Source organism: Haloleucobacter ellipsoideus (assembly GCF_052491725.1).
The window spans coordinates 1-15,967 of record NZ_JBQWAR010000006.1; the positions used below are offsets into that span (position 1 = coordinate 1).

Consider the following 15,967-nt stretch of genomic DNA (forward strand, 5'->3'; position numbering starts at 1 on the left):
TTCAGGCGCCTTGTCAATCTGGTCATATGCCGTGAAGGAGGCGCCGCCAGCCTCAGCCAGCACCTTCGTGATCGCAGCCGTCAGCGACGTCTTGCCATGGTCAACGTGACCAATGGTGCCGATGTTGCAATGCGGCTTCGAACGGTTGAACTTCTCTTTGGCCATCGTATTCTCTCAGTCGATCAAGCGCCCGCACGGGCCGCAAAAAAGCTTGCGTGGGATAGGGCGTTTTACGTGCAGATGCAAGAGCCGCACGGCATATGCCCTTACCTTATGGCGGACAGCATCAGGTGCGTGCCACGGATAAAGGACTGCGATACACGCCCGCGCGCGATTTGACAAATTTTCCGGAAAGAAAGGCTGGAGCGGGTGAAGGGAATCGAACCCTCGTATTCAGCTTGGAAGGCTGCTGCTCTACCATTGAGCTACACCCGCGATCCCGCGACGGGTGCGAAACCAGTGCGAACACTGGATTCCAACACAAAATGACGGGTGGTGGAGGAGGTTGGATTTGAACCAACGTAGGCTGAGCCAACGGATTTACAGTCCGTCCCCTTTAACCACTCGGGCACTCCTCCATATGACGCCCGTCATTTTTCGCCTCACCGGCACCGGCTCACGCCAGCCCCGGTTGAGGGCGGCTTTATGTGTTCCGCAGCCCCACAAGTCAACCGGCATGCGCCAACTTTTTTCCGCCTGTGGATGACATGCTGTGGACGACACCCTGGCACGTGACCTTGCGAAGAGATGCGGGGATGCGTTTCGGCTTGCGCTTATGCCATGGCTCTGACAAAGGCAGTTTCATGTCTGATCATTCTTCCGATCGTCCGCGCCGTGCGGCTCCCCGCCCCTCTTCCTTCCGCTCTTTCGGCCCGGGCGGGGGCAAGGGCGGCCCCTTCCCGCCCCGCCGCAACAAGGGCGGTGCCACCCCGCGCTGGGAAGGCGAGGATGATGTCGCCCTGCTCTATGGCTGGCACACGGTTGCAGAGGCGCTGGCGAATCCCAAGCGGCGCTTCCGCAAGCTCATGGCAACGGAAAACGCCATGCGACGGCTGGAGGAAGAGGGCCTGAAAGTGCCCGTCCAGCCGCAGATCGTAAAGCCGTCCGAGATCGACAAGCTGCTGGGTGCGGATGCGGTCCATCAGGGCCTGCTCGCGGAGGCTGATCACCTCCCCTTCCCGCCCCTTGCCAAGGCGGCCAAGCATGATCTCGTTCTTGTGCTGGACCAGATCACCGATCCGCACAATGTGGGCGCAATCGTGCGCTCCGCCTGCGCTTTCGGGGTCGGGGCCATCGTCACCACCGCCCGCCACAGCCCGGTGGCAACCGGCGTGCTGGCCAAGAGCGCTTCTGGCGGGCTGGAGCATGTGCCCTTCTGCCGGGTGCAGAATCTGGCCCGGGCGCTCAATGAGCTGAAGGATGCCGGCATGCTCGTTGTCGGCCTCGACAGTGAGGGTGCAGCCGACCTTGAGGATACGCCCATGCGCGCGCCCATGGCCCTTGTACTGGGCGCCGAGGGCAAGGGCCTGCGGCAGCTCACGCGCGACACCTGTGATGTTCTGGCACGAATCGACCTGCCGGGTGTGATCAAGAGCCTCAATGTCTCGAATGCCGCGGCCCTGTCACTTGGCATGGCGCGGCGGGCCATCAAGCGCAATCCAGCCCCGTGAAGCCCTGCTTCATCCCCGGTTTTTGACACGCTGGTGAGGATGCCCGCTTGATTCCCCATACAAAGCGCTGCTAGAGCAGTGCCCATGCGCGACGGAGCCTCCGCCGCGATGCGGAGCCGCGTTAGCTCAGATGGTAGAGCAACCGCCTTGTAAGCGGTAGGTCGTCCGTTCGATTCGGACACGCGGCACCAGATTCTTTCTGATTTTCAGATGGCTCCAATCGCCCCGGCGGCAGCATTTTTCCGGCGTCCCGGAAAAATGGCCAACTTCGGCAGTTGCATCTCCATAAGCCCCGGCCCCCATCGGAGAATAGTGCCCCCTCCAAAGGCTAGCCTTCCCCCAGGGCATTCACCGACCTGCCAAAATGGCGATATACGAGATCAGCCGGGTCAGTTCCCCGCGCATCCTTGTCCAGCCGGGCGCCAATCTGCTCGGCAAGACGGATGGAACGGGAATTTGCAGGGTCAATATAGCTGACAAGTGTCGGGAGCTGGCGCACATCCCTCGCCCAATCCCGCATCGCGGCCGCGGCCTCGCGCGCAAAACCCCGCCCCTCCGCCTCAGGGAAAAGCAGCCAGCCAAGCTCCCATTCCGGAAAGAGCGGCCCGGAATTGACGCCGATCTGCCCCACACATGTCCGGCTGGCGGTATCCTCGATCATGAGCGCGCCAAACCCGAACAAATCCCACTGGGCAAGGCATGTACAGAACATGCCCCAGCTTGCGGGCAGCGCATATGGGCCACCCATGAACACCGCCCGTTGTGATGTCATGACATCATGATAGCCATCCCAGTCTTCCAGACGCATCGGGCGCAAGGTGAGGCGGGGGGTCGTCAGTGTAGGGGTCATGTCCAGCAATATCCGTTTTGCCCGCACTATACGTCTTTGGTCACAGCCTCAACCGGGCCCCACATGGCGCCGCGCCCCTCCCACGCAGCCGGGCAGTTATCCACATGCGCCCCTTGCTTCCTCTCCTTGAATAATCCCTCATGTTCCAAGGCCAGGAGGAAGCCTAAAGGATTGTAATCATGAACGACAAGATCATGGCTGTCGAATATATAAGCTCAATAGTCAGAGAAATAAAAAATATTGCGGAAATACATAAATTGGAAACTCTCGCATATATACTCTCTATAGCCCTTCAGGATGCGACTGAAATCATGTCTGAACTGGCAGACAAAAACCGCACGCCACCATGAATAAATCAGTCGATAACATAGAGAGTGCACGCTTTTTCATACATATGACGATGCCCCGCCCCGCCACTTCTCAGATAAGCAGAAAAGCGGGAGGGGCATCGAAGTTCTGCATCTGGAAAAGCGGGGGCGGCTTTGTGCCGGAGATCGTGGCCAAAAGCTCCGGCGCACGATAAAGAGGGTGCGCTGCCTGACACCGGAAAAGCTCTGCGGACAACATGCGCCCTTTAGAAACTGTTTCCATCCTGTTCCTGCCGGTTGGCATATTCATACTGGCGCTGGAGAACAGCTTTCTTTCGGCCGGGCTTTATTTCGTCTCCTATGCCCTTGCGGCCATTGCCGGTGGCATTTTGATGACGCTTTCAAGACGCTTTTCCAGTGCGAACGGTGAATCGGCTCCCAAAGCCGCCTCCACGCTCATTTTGCTCTCCATCGCGCTGATCTCGCTTGTTCTGAGCTATTTCGTTTCCCGCGATGCAGGCACGTTCAACTATCTGGATGGCGCGCTCAAGGTCTGGCATCTCGGCCTTGGGTTCGGATTCATGGCCGGCCTGCTGATTGCCCGCAAGGATGCGACCCCGCCCAAATCGCCCGCCTGAAAACAGGCGGACAGCGCGCATGCACGCGCACCGGCCTTGCTGTATGGTTCCTCCGAATACACACGCATCCGCACGGATGCACCCAACCGAAGGTTCGCCATGCTGCCCACTGGCCCGAATCTGTTCGTCATCATTCTTGTCATTCTGGCCATCGCCATCATCTTCGCCGGCGTGAAGACGGTGCCGCAGGGCTACCAGTACACGGTGGAGCGCTTCCGCCGCTATACCAGAACCCTGATGCCCGGCCTCAACATCCTCATCCCGTTCATCGATCAGATCGGCAACCGGGTGAACATGATGGAGCAGGTGCTGGATGTGCCGACCCAGGAAGTGATCACCAAGGATAACGCCACCGTTTCGGTGGATGGGGTGGCCTTCTTCCAGGTGTTTGATGCCGCCCGCGCCTCCTATGAGATCACCCATCTGGATTCGGCCATCATGGCGCTGACCATGACCAATATCCGCACCGTCATGGGCTCGATGGATCTCGACCAGCTGCTCTCGCACCGCGATGAAATCAATGTGCGCCTGCTGCGCGTGGTGGATGCCGCGGCCGAGCCATGGGGCGTGAAGATCAACCGCATCGAGATCAAGGACATCGTGCCGCCCACCGATCTGGTCAACGCCATGGCGCGGCAGATGAAGGCCGAGCGGGACAAGCGGGCAGCGATTCTGGAGGCCGAGGGCCTGCGGCAGGCCGAAATCCTGAAGGCGGAAGGCAAGAAGGCCAGCGAGGTTCTGGAAGCGCAGGGCAGGCGCGAGGCGGCTTTTCAGGATGCGGAAGCCCGTGAGCGTCTGGCGGAGGCCGATGCCCGCGCCACCCAGATGCTTTCTGCCGCCGTGGCCCATGGCGAGCCCGCCGCGCTCAATTACTATATCGCCGAAAAATATGTGAAGGCGTTTGAAGTTCTGGGCTCGTCGCCCAATCAGAAGGTGGTGCTGATGCCCTATGAAGGCACCGCCCTTCTTTCCACCCTTGCCGGGATCGGGGAAATTGCGCGCGATGCCTTCGGCGGGGATGGTGCCCGCCCGGTGCGGCCAGCGCCCACCACCAGCCCTGTGCCGCGCCGCCCCACCGGCCCCGGGGCCCCTTCCATGCGGACGGAGTGAGGATTGCGATGGAAATCAGCCCCTGGGCCTGGTTCATCGTGGGAGGAATCCTGCTGGTGGCAGAGATCTTCGCCCCCGGCACATTTCTCCTGTGGCTGGGTCTTTCCGCCGTCATTACAGGCGTCATCGCCTCCTTTCTGGCGTTGCCCTTCACCATCAGCCTGGTCGTCTTCGCCGCGGTCGCCCTGATGACGGTCCTGATCGGCCGCAAGATCACCCCGCCCCCGGACAAGGCTTCCGATCGCCCTTTTCTCAATCGGCGGGCCGAAAGCTATATCGGGCGCAGCTACAGGCTGGATGAGCCCATCCGCGACGGCATTGGCCATATCCGCATCGGCGACACGATCTGGCGGGTGGAGGGGCCGGATCTGGCGGCGGAGCAAGAAGTCCGTGTGGTGGCTGTCGATGGGGCGATCCTGAAAGTGGAGCCGGCCTGAACGGCGCGCCATGCCCATGTCTGCGGGGGCATTAGCAAATCCGGCACCCTTTCCCCCTACCCTCGGGGGCTGGCTGCGATGCGGATTTCGCAGGTTTTTGATACGGGAAGGAAAGCTGATGGTGCGCCATATCTCCTGCGCCTCACGCCTGATTCGCCATGCGGCATGGAGCGGAGCCCTTCTGCTCGCCTTGCCTGCCCTCTCCCCGCAGGCACTGGCGCAGAACCAGACACAGCCTCCGGCCCGCCAGCTTTTCGGGAAGATGAAGGCGCCGGCCCAGCTGCCACCCCAGGCTATCGGTTTCTATTCAAAGGGCTGCGTGGCCGGGGCGATGGAACTGCCGGTCACCGGACCGCACAGCGCCGCAAATGGTGGCGGGCCGCTGTGGCAGGCCATGCGCCTTTCCCGCAACCGCAATTACGGACACCCGGAACTGCTCTCCTTCATCAGGGATTTTGCCGAGAAGGTGCCGCAGGTTTCCGGCTGGTCCGGCATACTGGTGGGCGATATGTCCCAGCCCCGTGGCGGCCCGATGCTGACCGGTCATGCCTCACACCAGATCGGCCTTGATGTCGATATCTGGCTCACACCGGGCGCACCGCGCCCCCTCAGCCGTCAGGAGCGCGAGAACATCTCCGCCACCATGATGGTGCGGAAAGACCGGCGCGATATCGACCCGGCCAACTGGAGGCCGGATCACTGGCGCGTCATCCGCGCAGCCGCGCAGGACCCGCGGGTGGAACGCGTTCTGGTGAATGCCGCCATCAAGAAGGCCCTGTGCCGGGATGCGCAGGGAGACCGGTCATGGCTGGCCAAGGTGCGTCCCTATTGGGGGCATGACTATCACATGCATGTGCGCCTCTCCTGCCCGGCCGGCAGCCCGCAATGCCGCCCGCAGGCCGCGCCTCCGCAGGGTGATGGATGCGGATCTGAACTGGCATGGTGGTTCTCCGATGAGGTTCTGAACCCCAAGCCCAAGCCGCCGCCAAAGACCCCTCCGAAGCCGAAGCCTCAGCTCACGCTGGCCGATCTGCCGCCCGCCTGCGCTGTCGTGCTGGAAGCACAGTGATGCCCGCCCCATGCGCCGGTATCGTGCCGGAGCATGAGGGGGAGCGATAAAGCCACGAACATCCGGGGCTTTGGGTCTCATCGGCATTTCCCCGGGCGGGCGAAAGGCTCTACACTGGCCGAAAACCATTTGTGGAGCGCGCGCCATGCCTGATCTTGCCGATCTGTTTCCCGGTTTTTCCGCCCATCATGTGGATACCCAGGCCGGGCGCATCTTTCTGCGGCAGGGCGGTACCGGCTCCCCGCTCCTCCTCCTCCATGGTTTTCCGCAAAGCCATGTAATGTGGCATGCGGTGGCTGAGCGACTGGCGCAGAACCATACGCTCATCATCCCGGATCTGCCCGGCTATGGCTGGAGCACCGCCCCCGCCGGCGGGCCGGACCATGCACCCTACTCCAAGCGCGACATGGCGCAGATCATGCTGGAGGTGATGGAGAAACAGGGCTTTGCCCGCTTTGCGCTGATGGGGCATGACCGGGGCGCGCGGGTGGGCTACCGTCTGGGGCTCGACCATCCGGGCCGGGTCTCGCATCTGGTGCTGCTGGATATCCTGCCCACCTATGTGATGTGGCACCGCATGGACCGCGCCCGTGCGCTTCAGGTCTATCACTGGTCCTTCCTGGCCCAGCCCCATCCCTTGCCGGAAAAGCTCATCGGCGCCAATCCCGCATGGTACCTGGACTGGACCATGGCGGGCTGGACCGCGGACAAGTCTCTGGATGCCTTCGATCCGCGCGCCCTTGCCCATTATCGCGCGGCCATTTCCTCGCCGGACCGGCTGCATGCCATGTGCGAGGATTATCGCGCCGGGGCCTCGGTGGATCTCGGCCATGATGAGGCGGATGTCGCCGCAGCGCGCACCCTGCTGTGCCCCACATTGCTGATCTGGGGTGAACGCGGCATTCCCGCGCGCGGGGCAAGCCCTCTGGATGCCTGGAAGGTGCTGGCGCCGGATATCACCGGCATGGCCCTGCCGGGCGCGGGGCATTTCGTCTGCGAGGAAGCGCCGGATGCTCTGGTCGAGGCCACACGCCCCTTCCTCTCCCGTCCGGACTGAGGCCCGCCCCCGACCATACCTCTTTACATTGCAAGGCTGAAAGAATGCAGCAAACTTGTGCAAGCGCACTTCTGCATGGCCCGCAACTAGGGCTATAAGCCAGCGCAAGAGGCGAGATGCAGGAAGGAACAGAGTGATGGCCATCGGCGATGCGCTGAATGTTCGCGCGCGGGCACCCCTGCGGCTGGGTCTGGCAGGCGGGGGCACGGATCTCTCGCCCTATTGCAACGAATATGGCGGCAATGTCCTGAACGCCACCATCGACCGTTTTGCCTATGCCCATCTGCGTGCCAACCGCATCGGCGCACTGGTTCTGCGCGCGCGTGATGTGGGCGAGGAAGAGATACTGGACCCCAGCCTCGACCACCCGATCCGCGAGGGGCTGATGCTCCATCGCGCCGTCTATACCCACATGATGCGCACCTATTGCGATGGCGTGGCGGTGCCCCTCACCATGTCCACCACCATTGACGTGCCGGCCGGCTCCGGCCTTGGCGCATCCTCCGCCCTTGTGGTGGCGCTCATCGAAGCCTTCCGCTATGCGCTGCGCCTGCCGCTCGGCCCCTATGATGTGGCGCGGCTGGCGTTCGAGATCGAGCGTGTGCATCTTGGCCTTGCCGGAGGGCGGCAGGACCAGTATTCGGCGGCCTTTGGCGGTGTGAACTTCCTCGAATTCCTGACCGATGACCGGGTGATCGTGAACCCCCTGCGCATTCGCCGCGAGCATCTGAACGAGTTCGAGGCCTCCCTCGTCATCTGCTTCAGCGGCCAGTCCCGCCGTTCCGATTCCATCATCAAGGAACAGGTGGCCGGGCTGAACAAGATGGATGAGAAAACCCTCATCCACATGCACGAACTGAAACAGGATGCCATCGAGATGAAGCTGGCCCTGCTGCGCGGCGACATCCGGCGCACGGCCGAGATTCTGGGGCACAGCTGGGCTTCCAAGAAGGCCACCGCGGCTGGCATCTCGAACCAGACGGTCGACCAGCTCTATGACGCGGCCATGGCGGCCGGCGCATGGGCGGGCAAGGTTTCCGGCGCTGGCGGGGGTGGGTTCATGATGTTCCTGACCGACCCGGAGAACAGCTACCAGCTCATTCAGGCGCTGAACGAGGCCGGCGGGCAGGCAAGCGCCGTGAAATTCACCTTCGAAGGGGCGGAAGGCTGGCCCATCAGCGCCTGAGCATGCTTCATGCCCGGGCGTGAAAGACACGGCCATGCAACAGGCTGGAGCCTTCCAGGCAGGACTGGACGCTCCGTATGAAAGAGAGGCGATCCGTGGTCAGGCAATGCGTCATTCTCCTCGGCGGGCTCGGCACACGGCTGGGCGCTCTCACGGCGGAAACCCCCAAGCCCCTGCTGCCCGTCGCCGGAGCCCCCTTCCTTGAGGTGCTGATCGGCGAGGCCCGCCGCCGTGGCTTCGACCGTTTCCTGCTGCTGGCCGGTTTCCGCGCCGATGTGGTGCGTGACTATATTGAAGGCACCAATGTGCCTGCCCGCTTCAATGCCACTGTCGAGATCTGCGTGGAGCCGGAGCCGCTCGGCACCGGTGGCGCGCTGGTCCATGCCCTGCCGCATCTGGATGAGAGCTTCCTGCTGCTGAATGGCGATACATGGTTCGATTTCAACTGGCTGGACATTGCCCTCACCACCCTTGAGACGGGTGCCGACTGCGGCATGGCCCTGCGGCTGGTGGAAGCGCCGGACCGCTATGAAACCATTGCCCTTGACGGCAAGCGGATCACCGAGTTCCGGGCGCGGCAAGCGGGGCTGGAGCGCGCGCTCATCAATGGCGGCGTCTATGTCATGAAGCGCGCCTGCCTTGAGAACATGCAGGCGCCCTTCTCGCTGGAGGGCCTGCTTCTGCCGCGTCTGGCGCAGGAAGGCCGGCTGGCGGGCGTCGCCTATGATGGCTTCTTCATCGATATCGGCATTCCCCAGACCTATGAGGATGCCCAGACCTCCGTGCCCGCCCATCGCCGCCGCCCGGCCATTTTCCTGGATCGCGACGGCGTGCTGAACGAGGACACGAATTATGCCCACAAGCCGGAAGAGATCATCTGGAAGGCGGGCGCGAAGGCGGCGGTGAAGCGGTTCAATGATCTGGGCTGCTATGTCTTTGTCGTCACCAATCAGGCCGGTGTGGCGCATGGGCTGTATGAGGAGCAGGCCATCCACCATCTCCATGACTGGATGGCGCAGGAGCTGCGCGCGGCAGGCGCTTGTGTCGATGACTGGCGCTATTGCCCCTATCATCCGCGCGGCAAGGTGGAGGCCTATACAGCCGCCCACCCCTGGCGCAAGCCGGAACCGGGCATGCTTCTGGACCTGCTGGCCCATTGGCCGGTGGACAAGGAGCGCAGCCTGCTGATCGGCGATCGGGATACCGATATTGCCGCCGCACAGGCCGCCGGCCTGCCGGCCGCCCATCTCTTCACTGGCGATAACCTGCTGGATTTCATCAACACGCTGGCCTTGCCCGCCCCGGCTGCCGGCCAGACCGCCCAAGCCTGAATGCATGTCCGCCCCGGCTGCCGGCGTCTGATCAATCCTGCTGCCGGATCATGAACCTGACCCGAAAGTCCGCTCCATGTCGTCTTGCGCCCCCGTGAAGACCTCTCCCGCCATTGCCAGCCTGGGCGACATTGCCGGCGAGGCGCGCGCCTGGCTGCTGGAGATTGCAGCGCCCCTGTGGTCTTCCACCGGGCGGCTGGACAAGGGGCTTTTCGTGGAGCGGCTGACGCTGGAGGGACAGGGCGATGATGCCCCGCGCCGCCTGTTCGTGCAGGCGCGGGATATCTATGCGTTTGGCGAGATCGGGCGGCTGGGCTGGAATGGCCCCTGGCAGGACCTGTGCAACCAGACGGTGGATTATCTGCTGGCCCATGGCCGGCGCGCCGATGGGCTGTTCATTCACAGCTTCACCACGGATGGCGCGGTGCATGATGGACGGGCGGATCTGTATGATCAGGCTTTCATGCTGTTCTGCCTCGGCCACGCCTCCCGCGCCCTCGGGCGCCCGGAGCTTCTGGCGGCGGCGGACCAGCTGATGGCCGCGCTGGATGCCGGATGGCGCCATGCTTCAGGTGGATTTGTGGAGAAGGACATTCCCCGCCCCCTGCGCCACCAGAACCCGCACATGCACTTCTTCGAGGCTTTTTCCGCCCTCTATGACATCAGCGGACAGGAGGCATGGAAGGCGCGGGCGGAAGAGATGGCGCGCCTGTGCCGGGATCATTTCATTGATCCGCGCACCGGCGCACTGCTGGAATATTTCACCGAAGATCTCATCCCCGCCCCCGGCCCTGAAGGGCAGATCGTGGAGCCCGGCCACTGCTTTGAATGGGCATGGCTGTTCGAGAAGCTGGCGCAGTGGGGCTGGGCGGATGCCCGCGCCATTTCCGACCGCCTCACCGCCTTTGGCCGCACATATGGCATCAGCCCGGTGCATGATGTGGCGATCAATGAGGTGACGCTGGGGGGGGATGTGGTCAAATCTTCCGCACGCCTGTGGCCGCAGACCGAGCGGCTGAAGATCGCCCTTGCCCGTCTGCGCCGTCTGGATACGGCAGAGGAAGCGGAAGAGGCGCGCCGGGCCTTCCGTGGCCTTCAGCTCTATTTCGACATGCCGGTGCCCGGCACATGGCGCGATGTGCTGAATGCGGATGGCAGCTTCGTTCTCCAGCCCGCGCCCGGCAGTTCGCTCTATCACATCACCTGTGCGCTGGCGGAGCTGCTGGATACATATGAGGGGCGGGCCGGCTGACCGTTGCAGCCGGCCTTTATCCTCAAAAGGCTTGTGCCCTCAGAAGGCTTGCGGCCCCACCATGCCCTTGGTGATGGTGAGCAGCATGATGCGCAGATCCAGCCAGATCGACCAGTTCTCGATATAATACAGGTCCAGCGCGAGGCGGCGCTCGGCCTTCTCCACCGATTCAACAGGCCCGCGCGAGCCATTGATCTGCGCCCAGCCGGTAATGCCCGGCTTCACGCGATAGCGCGCCACATAACGCTGGATCGCCTCATAATGCACATTGGGCGCCACGATCATGTTCGGCACATGCGGACGGGGGCCAACAACGGACATGTCTCCCTTCAGCACATTGAAGATCTGCGGCAGCTCATCAATCGAGGTCGAGCGCAGGAAACGGCCGATGCGTGTGATGCGTGGATTGTCCCGCCGCGTTCCGCGTGAGCCGTCATCATTGGGGTCCACGGTCATGGTGCGCAGTTTGTAGACCATGAAAACCTTGTTGTTCCGCCCCACCCGCGGCTGACGGAACAGAACCGGCCCCGGTGATTCCAGCTTGATGGCAATGGCCGCCGCCAGAAGAATGGGCGAAACCAGCACCAGCGCGATGCTGGCAACCACATAATCCTCGATCCCCTTCATGAGGCCGAGAGAGCCCTTGAAGGGCTGCTGCTGCACCTGCAGGGCGGGCTCGCCCGCCAGCATGGTGTGGTGCGCATAGGTGAGGGAGAAGCCCTTCGGGTCCATCTCCACAATCACATCGGCGGCGACCTGATACAGCTCATCCACAAGCGCACTGATGGCGGCAGGGTTATCCCAGCTCGTGGTGACGATCACCGTATCGATGGGGTTGTCGTGCACATATTCCAGAAGCTCGGGCAATCCGCCAAGCACCGGCGGATAGGAGGCGTCATCCGTCACTGCGTCCGGCGCATCAGCCTCATCACGGAAAATGGCCTGGAAGGAGAAGAGCGCCTTCTTCTCCCCGTTCAGTTCACGATAGCGGTCAATCAGCTTGTGGGCGCGCTGCGGGCTGCCCAGCACCACGGCCTTGCGCCGCAGGAGCTGATATTTGCGCACCAGCCGCATGCCGATATGGACCGGACCATAGCGGCCCGCCAGAAAGGCCACGGAGGCCAGAACCGCCCAGGTGGCAAAGGCCGCCCAGTTCATGCTCTCGTTCGGAATGAAGGCGTAGTAGCACACGCCCACGGTCAGCACCGCGGGAATGCCACCCACCAGCAGATGCATGAACTGGCGGCCGGCATGGCCATAATGCTCCACCCGATAGGCCCGGCCGAGCTGGAGAACCTGCACGAAGATGACCGTGCCAATGGCCCACAGAATGGCGATCTGGCTCCAGGAGAGGAAATGCCACTCCAGGTTCACGATGACAGCCGCACAAATCGCCATCACCACATCGCAGAGCACGACAAGGCGATTGATAAGCCCATGGGTCCAGTGCGTCATTCCCGGCAACCCCCAGCGTGCGGTGCGTGATGCTTCATGTCTCCAGCAGTTTCTGCGCATCTTCCCCTGATGGGTCAAGGGCTTGGAAAAACTGATTTACGGTTTGTTTAATATGCGCATCTGGGGGCCGGCTTTCAGGAGCGGCGGGCCTGGAAAAAACTGCGCAGAATATCGGCCGCCTGTCGCTCGGCAATACCGCCATACACCTCCGGCGCATGGTGGCAGGTGGGCTGGCAGAAGAAGCAGGGACCGTGATCCACCCCCCCGCTCTTGGGGTCTCCAGCCCCATAATAGAGGCGCCGGATACGGGCAAAGGAGATGGCCGCCGCGCACATGCCGCACGGCTCCAGCGTCACATAGAGATCACAGCCGATCAGCCGTTCCGAATTGAGAATCTGCCCGCCCTGCCGCAGCACCAGCATTTCCGCATGGGCCGTGGGGTCATTCAGTTCACGCGTGCGGTTTCCCGCGCGGGCCAGCACCTCGCTGCCACGCACCAGCACCGCCCCCACCGGCACCTCCCCGCGCCCGGCCGCCGCGCGCGCCTCGTTCAGCGCCATCTGCATGAAGGTTCCCGACATGGGCCAATGCCTCTCCCGCAATCTTGCCCTTCAATCTGCGCACTCGCGATATGGGGCTGTGTGTGCTACTGCATTTCCATTCGCCCGGCCCTTTGCCCTTTGCAGAATCAAGATGGCCGCCGGGCCTTTGATGTACCCTCTTGCCGCGAAGCCGTCTGCCCTTCGCTGAAACCTTTGAATGTCGCGAAATTTACCGCCCCGTAAGGACAAGAACCGTGTTCCGCGCCAGAAGCGCGAACTCCCCCCCGCCCCGAAGAAAGAGGCCGAGCGCGTCGCCAAGGTCGTCGCCCGCGCGGGCCTTGCCTCGCGCCGCGAGATCGAGGAGTGGATTGCCGCCGGCCGCGTTGCCGTGAATGGGCAGGTTCTTGAAACACCCGCTGTCACCGTGACGGCGGCTGATATCATCACCGTGGATGGCGCGCCGCTCCCCGAGCGTGAGCGCACACGGCTTTTCCTCTACCACAAGCCGCGTGGCGTGGTGACCACCAACAAGGATCCGGAAGGACGCACGACCCTTTTCGAGCTTCTGCCCGGCGGCCTGCCGCGTCTTGTCAGCGTGGGCCGGCTGGATCTCAACTCCGAGGGCCTGCTGCTGCTCACCAATGATGGCGGCCTTTCCCGCGTGCTGGAATTGCCCGAAACCGGGTGGCTGCGCCGTTACCGCGTCCGCGCCCATGGCGATGTCGATCAGGCCCGCCTCGATACGCTGATGAAGGGCATCAGCGTGGAGGGGATCGAATATGGCCCCATCGAAGCCACGCTGGAACGCATGCAGGGCTCCAACGCATGGATCACCGTGTCCCTGCGCGAGGGCAAGAATCGCGAAGTGCGCAACGTGCTCGGCGCGCTGGGGCTGGTGGTGAACCGGCTGATTCGCATTTCCTACGGCCCGTTCCAGCTCAATGACCTGCCTGAGGGCGAGATCGAGGAAGTGCGCACCCGTGTGCTGCGCGACCAGATTGGTGAAGAGCTTGCCGCCGCTGCCGGCGCAGACTTCTCCGGCCCGCTGGTGGAACGCGAGCTGGAAGCCGCCCCACCCCGCCCGGCCGTACGCACCCCGGAACGGGCAGCGCGTGGCCCGCGGGAGCGGGAGAACATGCATGAAGGTGCCCAGCGCGGTGCCGGCCCGCGGGAACGCCGCCGCCTTTCCGAGACCAATGAGCTGGAAAGCCGGGGCACTGTGGCCGATCGCAAGGGCCGCACCATCAAGGTGGAACGTGTCGTGGCCGACCGCACGGCCCCCGTGCGTGAGCCCGGCCGTGGCCCCGGCTCCTTCCGTGGTGAACGTGGCGGACGTGACGGCTTCAACGCGCCTGCCCGCTCCCATGGCGCACATCGTGGTGAGGGCGCGCGCCGTGGCGAGCGCTTCGAGGATGATCGTCGCGGCCCCGGGCGCAGCTTTGGTGGCCCGCGGGAAGATCGTCCCGGGCGCGAGGATTTCCGGCGTGACCGCAGCCGTGACGAGCGGGACGGTGCACGCGGTGCCTCGCGATTTGATGAGCGCAGCCGTTTCGGAGCTGGTCGCAGAAGCGAGGGCGCCGAAGGTCGCAATCGCTTTGGTGATCGCAACCGCGATGAACGCCCTGCACGCGAGGACTTCCGCAGGGAGCGGCCAAGGGATGCCCGTGGCGATGAGCGGGGCTCGCGTCGTTTCGACGAGCGCCCGCGTTCCGGCGGCTCCCGCGGCTTCGAGGGTTCAGAGGGACGCAACCGCTTCGAGGACCGCCCTCGCGCACCCCGCCCGGCTGGTGAGCGGAGCGAGCGGCGCTTCGACGAGCGCCCGCGTTCCGGCGGCTCCCGCGGCTTCGAGGGTTCAGAGGGTCGCAACCGCTTCGAGGACCGCCCGCGTGGCCCCCGTCCGGCTGGCGATCGGTTCGAGCGCGGCGCTTCCTCCTCCCGTCCCCATGGTCGCCCGGCGGCCGGGGCTGGGAGCTATGAAAAGCGCGGTTCTGGCGAAAAGAGCTTCGGGGACAGATCCCATGCTCCGCGTGATGGCGCCGAGCGTTCGTTCAGGTCTGATTCCGGCTACGGCAAGGGCCGTCCCGGTCATGGCGGCTCGCGTTCCGGCGGCCCTGCCGGTGGCCGAGGGCATGGCGGTGGCAAAAGCCATTCCGGAGACAAGGGCTTTGGCGGCCGCCCAGGCGGCGGCAAGGGCGGCGGCTTCAAGGGCGGCGGGCGTGGTCCCGGCCACCGCCCCGGTGGCCCGCGCCCCAAGGGCTGAGCCTGACAAATGCGGATCGTTGGCGGCAAGCTGAAAGGGCGCCCCCTCAAGGGTCCCCTTTCCAGCGCAACACGCCCCACATCGGACAGGCTGCGTGAAAGCCTGTTCAATGTGCTGGCGCATGGCTATGGCCATGCCTGCGAGGATGCACTCGTGCTGGATCTGTTTGCCGGCACCGGTGCTCTCGGGCTTGAGGCGCTTTCACGCGGTGCGCGATTTGCCCTTTTCGTGGAAGAAGCTACTGCGGCCCGCGCAACCATACGTGACAATGTGGAAGCTCTGGGCCAGACCGGCTCCACCCGGATTTTCCGCCGCGATGCAACCAGGCTCGGTGCGCATGCCGGCGCGCCGCATACGCTGGTTTTCTGTGATCCACCCTATGGCAAGGCCCTTGCCGAGGCGGCCCTCGCCTCTGCCCTTGCCGGAGGCTGGCTGGCGGATGACTGCCTGATCGTGGTGGAGGAGCGCACCGGTGCCTTCACCATACCGGCGGGCTTTGCCGAGCTTGAACGGCGCTCCTATGATGAAAGCGAACTGATCTTTCTGGAACGCGCATCAGCAACTGAGCCATAGCGCTACAGCGAAGCAGCAACACAAAGCAAAAAGGGCCCATTCAGGGGCCCTTTTTCAATTGGCTGCATATCAAGAGCTGAGCGGATCTCTAGGTCCGATCGACATTCAGGATTCCCAAGGCTGGAGAATGCTGATTCATAGGGTTCCGTGTTTCCGAAGCACGGAGCCCTGCGATGATGGCGAAGCGGTACGAGTTGAGCGATGCCCAATGGGCGAAGATCGCACCTTT

At 63.5% G+C, this 15,967-nt stretch carries 16 protein-coding genes and 3 tRNA genes; 13 read left to right on the plus strand and 6 right to left on the minus strand.

Annotated elements, in window-relative coordinates:
- From ACT6QG_RS00290 to ACT6QG_RS00300, 3 genes are all read right to left on the minus strand, one after another.
- On the minus strand, positions 1-165 hold a 165-nt coding region (locus ACT6QG_RS00290), incomplete at its 3' end, for a GTP-binding protein (protein WP_444975631.1).
- Between the two features lie 196 nt (positions 166-361).
- A tRNA-Gly gene (locus ACT6QG_RS00295) sits at positions 362-435 on the minus strand.
- 58 nt (positions 436-493) lie between these two features.
- Positions 494-578, minus strand: a tRNA-Tyr gene (locus tag ACT6QG_RS00300).
- Between the two features lie 225 nt (positions 579-803).
- Between ACT6QG_RS00300 and rlmB the strand changes: the two genes are divergently transcribed.
- Together rlmB and ACT6QG_RS00310 are read left to right on the plus strand one after the other, a co-directional pair.
- Positions 804-1,670, plus strand: a complete 867-nt coding sequence (gene rlmB / locus ACT6QG_RS00305) for a 23S rRNA (guanosine(2251)-2'-O)-methyltransferase RlmB (RefSeq protein WP_444975616.1) — start codon at positions 804-806, stop codon at positions 1,668-1,670.
- A 115-nt stretch (positions 1,671-1,785) separates the two neighbouring features.
- Positions 1,786-1,861, plus strand: a tRNA-Thr gene (locus tag ACT6QG_RS00310).
- Between the two features lie 137 nt (positions 1,862-1,998).
- Here ACT6QG_RS00310 and ACT6QG_RS00315 read toward each other — a convergent pair.
- Positions 1,999-2,520 carry a GNAT family N-acetyltransferase gene (locus ACT6QG_RS00315; RefSeq protein WP_444975617.1) on the minus strand — a complete coding sequence of 174 codons (522 nt, stop codon included), beginning with the start codon at positions 2,518-2,520 and terminating at the stop codon, positions 1,999-2,001.
- A gap of 179 nt (positions 2,521-2,699) precedes the next feature.
- Here ACT6QG_RS00315 and ACT6QG_RS00320 point away from each other — a divergent pair, with 179 nt between their 5' ends.
- The 9 genes from ACT6QG_RS00320 to ACT6QG_RS00360 all read left to right on the plus strand — a co-directional run bounded on the left by ACT6QG_RS00320 (position 2,700) and on the right by ACT6QG_RS00360 (position 10,908).
- Positions 2,700-2,870, plus strand: a complete 171-nt coding sequence (locus ACT6QG_RS00320) for a hypothetical protein (protein ID WP_444975618.1) — start codon at positions 2,700-2,702, stop codon at positions 2,868-2,870.
- A gap of 215 nt (positions 2,871-3,085) precedes the next feature.
- Positions 3,086-3,466 (plus strand): hypothetical protein, encoded by a 381-nt coding sequence (locus ACT6QG_RS00325; protein WP_444975619.1) that lies wholly within the window; start codon positions 3,086-3,088, stop codon positions 3,464-3,466.
- Between the two features lie 99 nt (positions 3,467-3,565).
- On the plus strand, positions 3,566-4,576 hold the full coding sequence (locus tag ACT6QG_RS00330; RefSeq protein ID WP_444975620.1) for an SPFH domain-containing protein: 1,011 nt from the start codon (positions 3,566-3,568) through the stop codon (positions 4,574-4,576).
- A gap of 8 nt (positions 4,577-4,584) precedes the next feature.
- Positions 4,585-5,013: an NfeD family protein gene (locus ACT6QG_RS00335; protein WP_444975621.1), complete on the plus strand. Its 429-nt coding sequence runs from the start codon at positions 4,585-4,587 to the stop codon at positions 5,011-5,013.
- 118 nt (positions 5,014-5,131) lie between these two features.
- On the plus strand, positions 5,132-6,082 hold the full coding sequence (mepA, locus tag ACT6QG_RS00340; protein ID WP_444975622.1) for a penicillin-insensitive murein endopeptidase: 951 nt from the start codon (positions 5,132-5,134) through the stop codon (positions 6,080-6,082).
- Positions 6,083-6,227: 145 nt separating this feature from the next.
- Positions 6,228-7,139, plus strand: a complete 912-nt coding sequence (locus ACT6QG_RS00345; RefSeq protein ID WP_444975623.1) for an alpha/beta fold hydrolase — start codon at positions 6,228-6,230, stop codon at positions 7,137-7,139.
- Between the two features lie 136 nt (positions 7,140-7,275).
- Positions 7,276-8,325, plus strand: a complete 1,050-nt coding sequence (locus ACT6QG_RS00350) for a GHMP family kinase ATP-binding protein (RefSeq protein ID WP_444975624.1) — start codon at positions 7,276-7,278, stop codon at positions 8,323-8,325.
- 95 nt (positions 8,326-8,420) lie between these two features.
- Complete coding sequence (locus ACT6QG_RS00355; RefSeq protein WP_444975625.1) at positions 8,421-9,656, plus strand: HAD-IIIA family hydrolase; 1,236 nt, start codon at positions 8,421-8,423, stop codon at positions 9,654-9,656.
- Positions 9,657-9,732: 76 nt separating this feature from the next.
- Positions 9,733-10,908, plus strand: coding sequence for an AGE family epimerase/isomerase (locus tag ACT6QG_RS00360; protein WP_444975626.1), 1,176 nt, complete (start codon positions 9,733-9,735; stop codon positions 10,906-10,908).
- A 39-nt stretch (positions 10,909-10,947) separates the two neighbouring features.
- On the opposite strand, the gene ACT6QG_RS00365 is transcribed toward ACT6QG_RS00360, so the two are convergent.
- Both ACT6QG_RS00365 and ACT6QG_RS00370 read right to left on the minus strand, forming a co-directional pair.
- Positions 10,948-12,363 (minus strand): exopolysaccharide biosynthesis polyprenyl glycosylphosphotransferase, encoded by a 1,416-nt coding sequence (locus ACT6QG_RS00365; protein ID WP_444975627.1) that lies wholly within the window; start codon positions 12,361-12,363, stop codon positions 10,948-10,950.
- A 134-nt stretch (positions 12,364-12,497) separates the two neighbouring features.
- Positions 12,498-12,944, minus strand: coding sequence for a nucleoside deaminase (locus tag ACT6QG_RS00370; protein ID WP_444975628.1), 447 nt, complete (start codon positions 12,942-12,944; stop codon positions 12,498-12,500).
- A gap of 178 nt (positions 12,945-13,122) precedes the next feature.
- Between ACT6QG_RS00370 and ACT6QG_RS00375 the strand changes: the two genes are divergently transcribed.
- Positions 13,123-15,165 carry a pseudouridine synthase gene (locus ACT6QG_RS00375; RefSeq protein WP_444975629.1) on the plus strand — a complete coding sequence of 681 codons (2,043 nt, stop codon included), beginning with the start codon at positions 13,123-13,125 and terminating at the stop codon, positions 15,163-15,165.
- A gap of 9 nt (positions 15,166-15,174) precedes the next feature.
- Complete coding sequence (rsmD, locus tag ACT6QG_RS00380) at positions 15,175-15,738, plus strand: 16S rRNA (guanine(966)-N(2))-methyltransferase RsmD (protein ID WP_444975630.1); 564 nt, start codon at positions 15,175-15,177, stop codon at positions 15,736-15,738.
- The last annotated feature ends 229 nt before the right edge of the window (positions 15,739-15,967 follow it).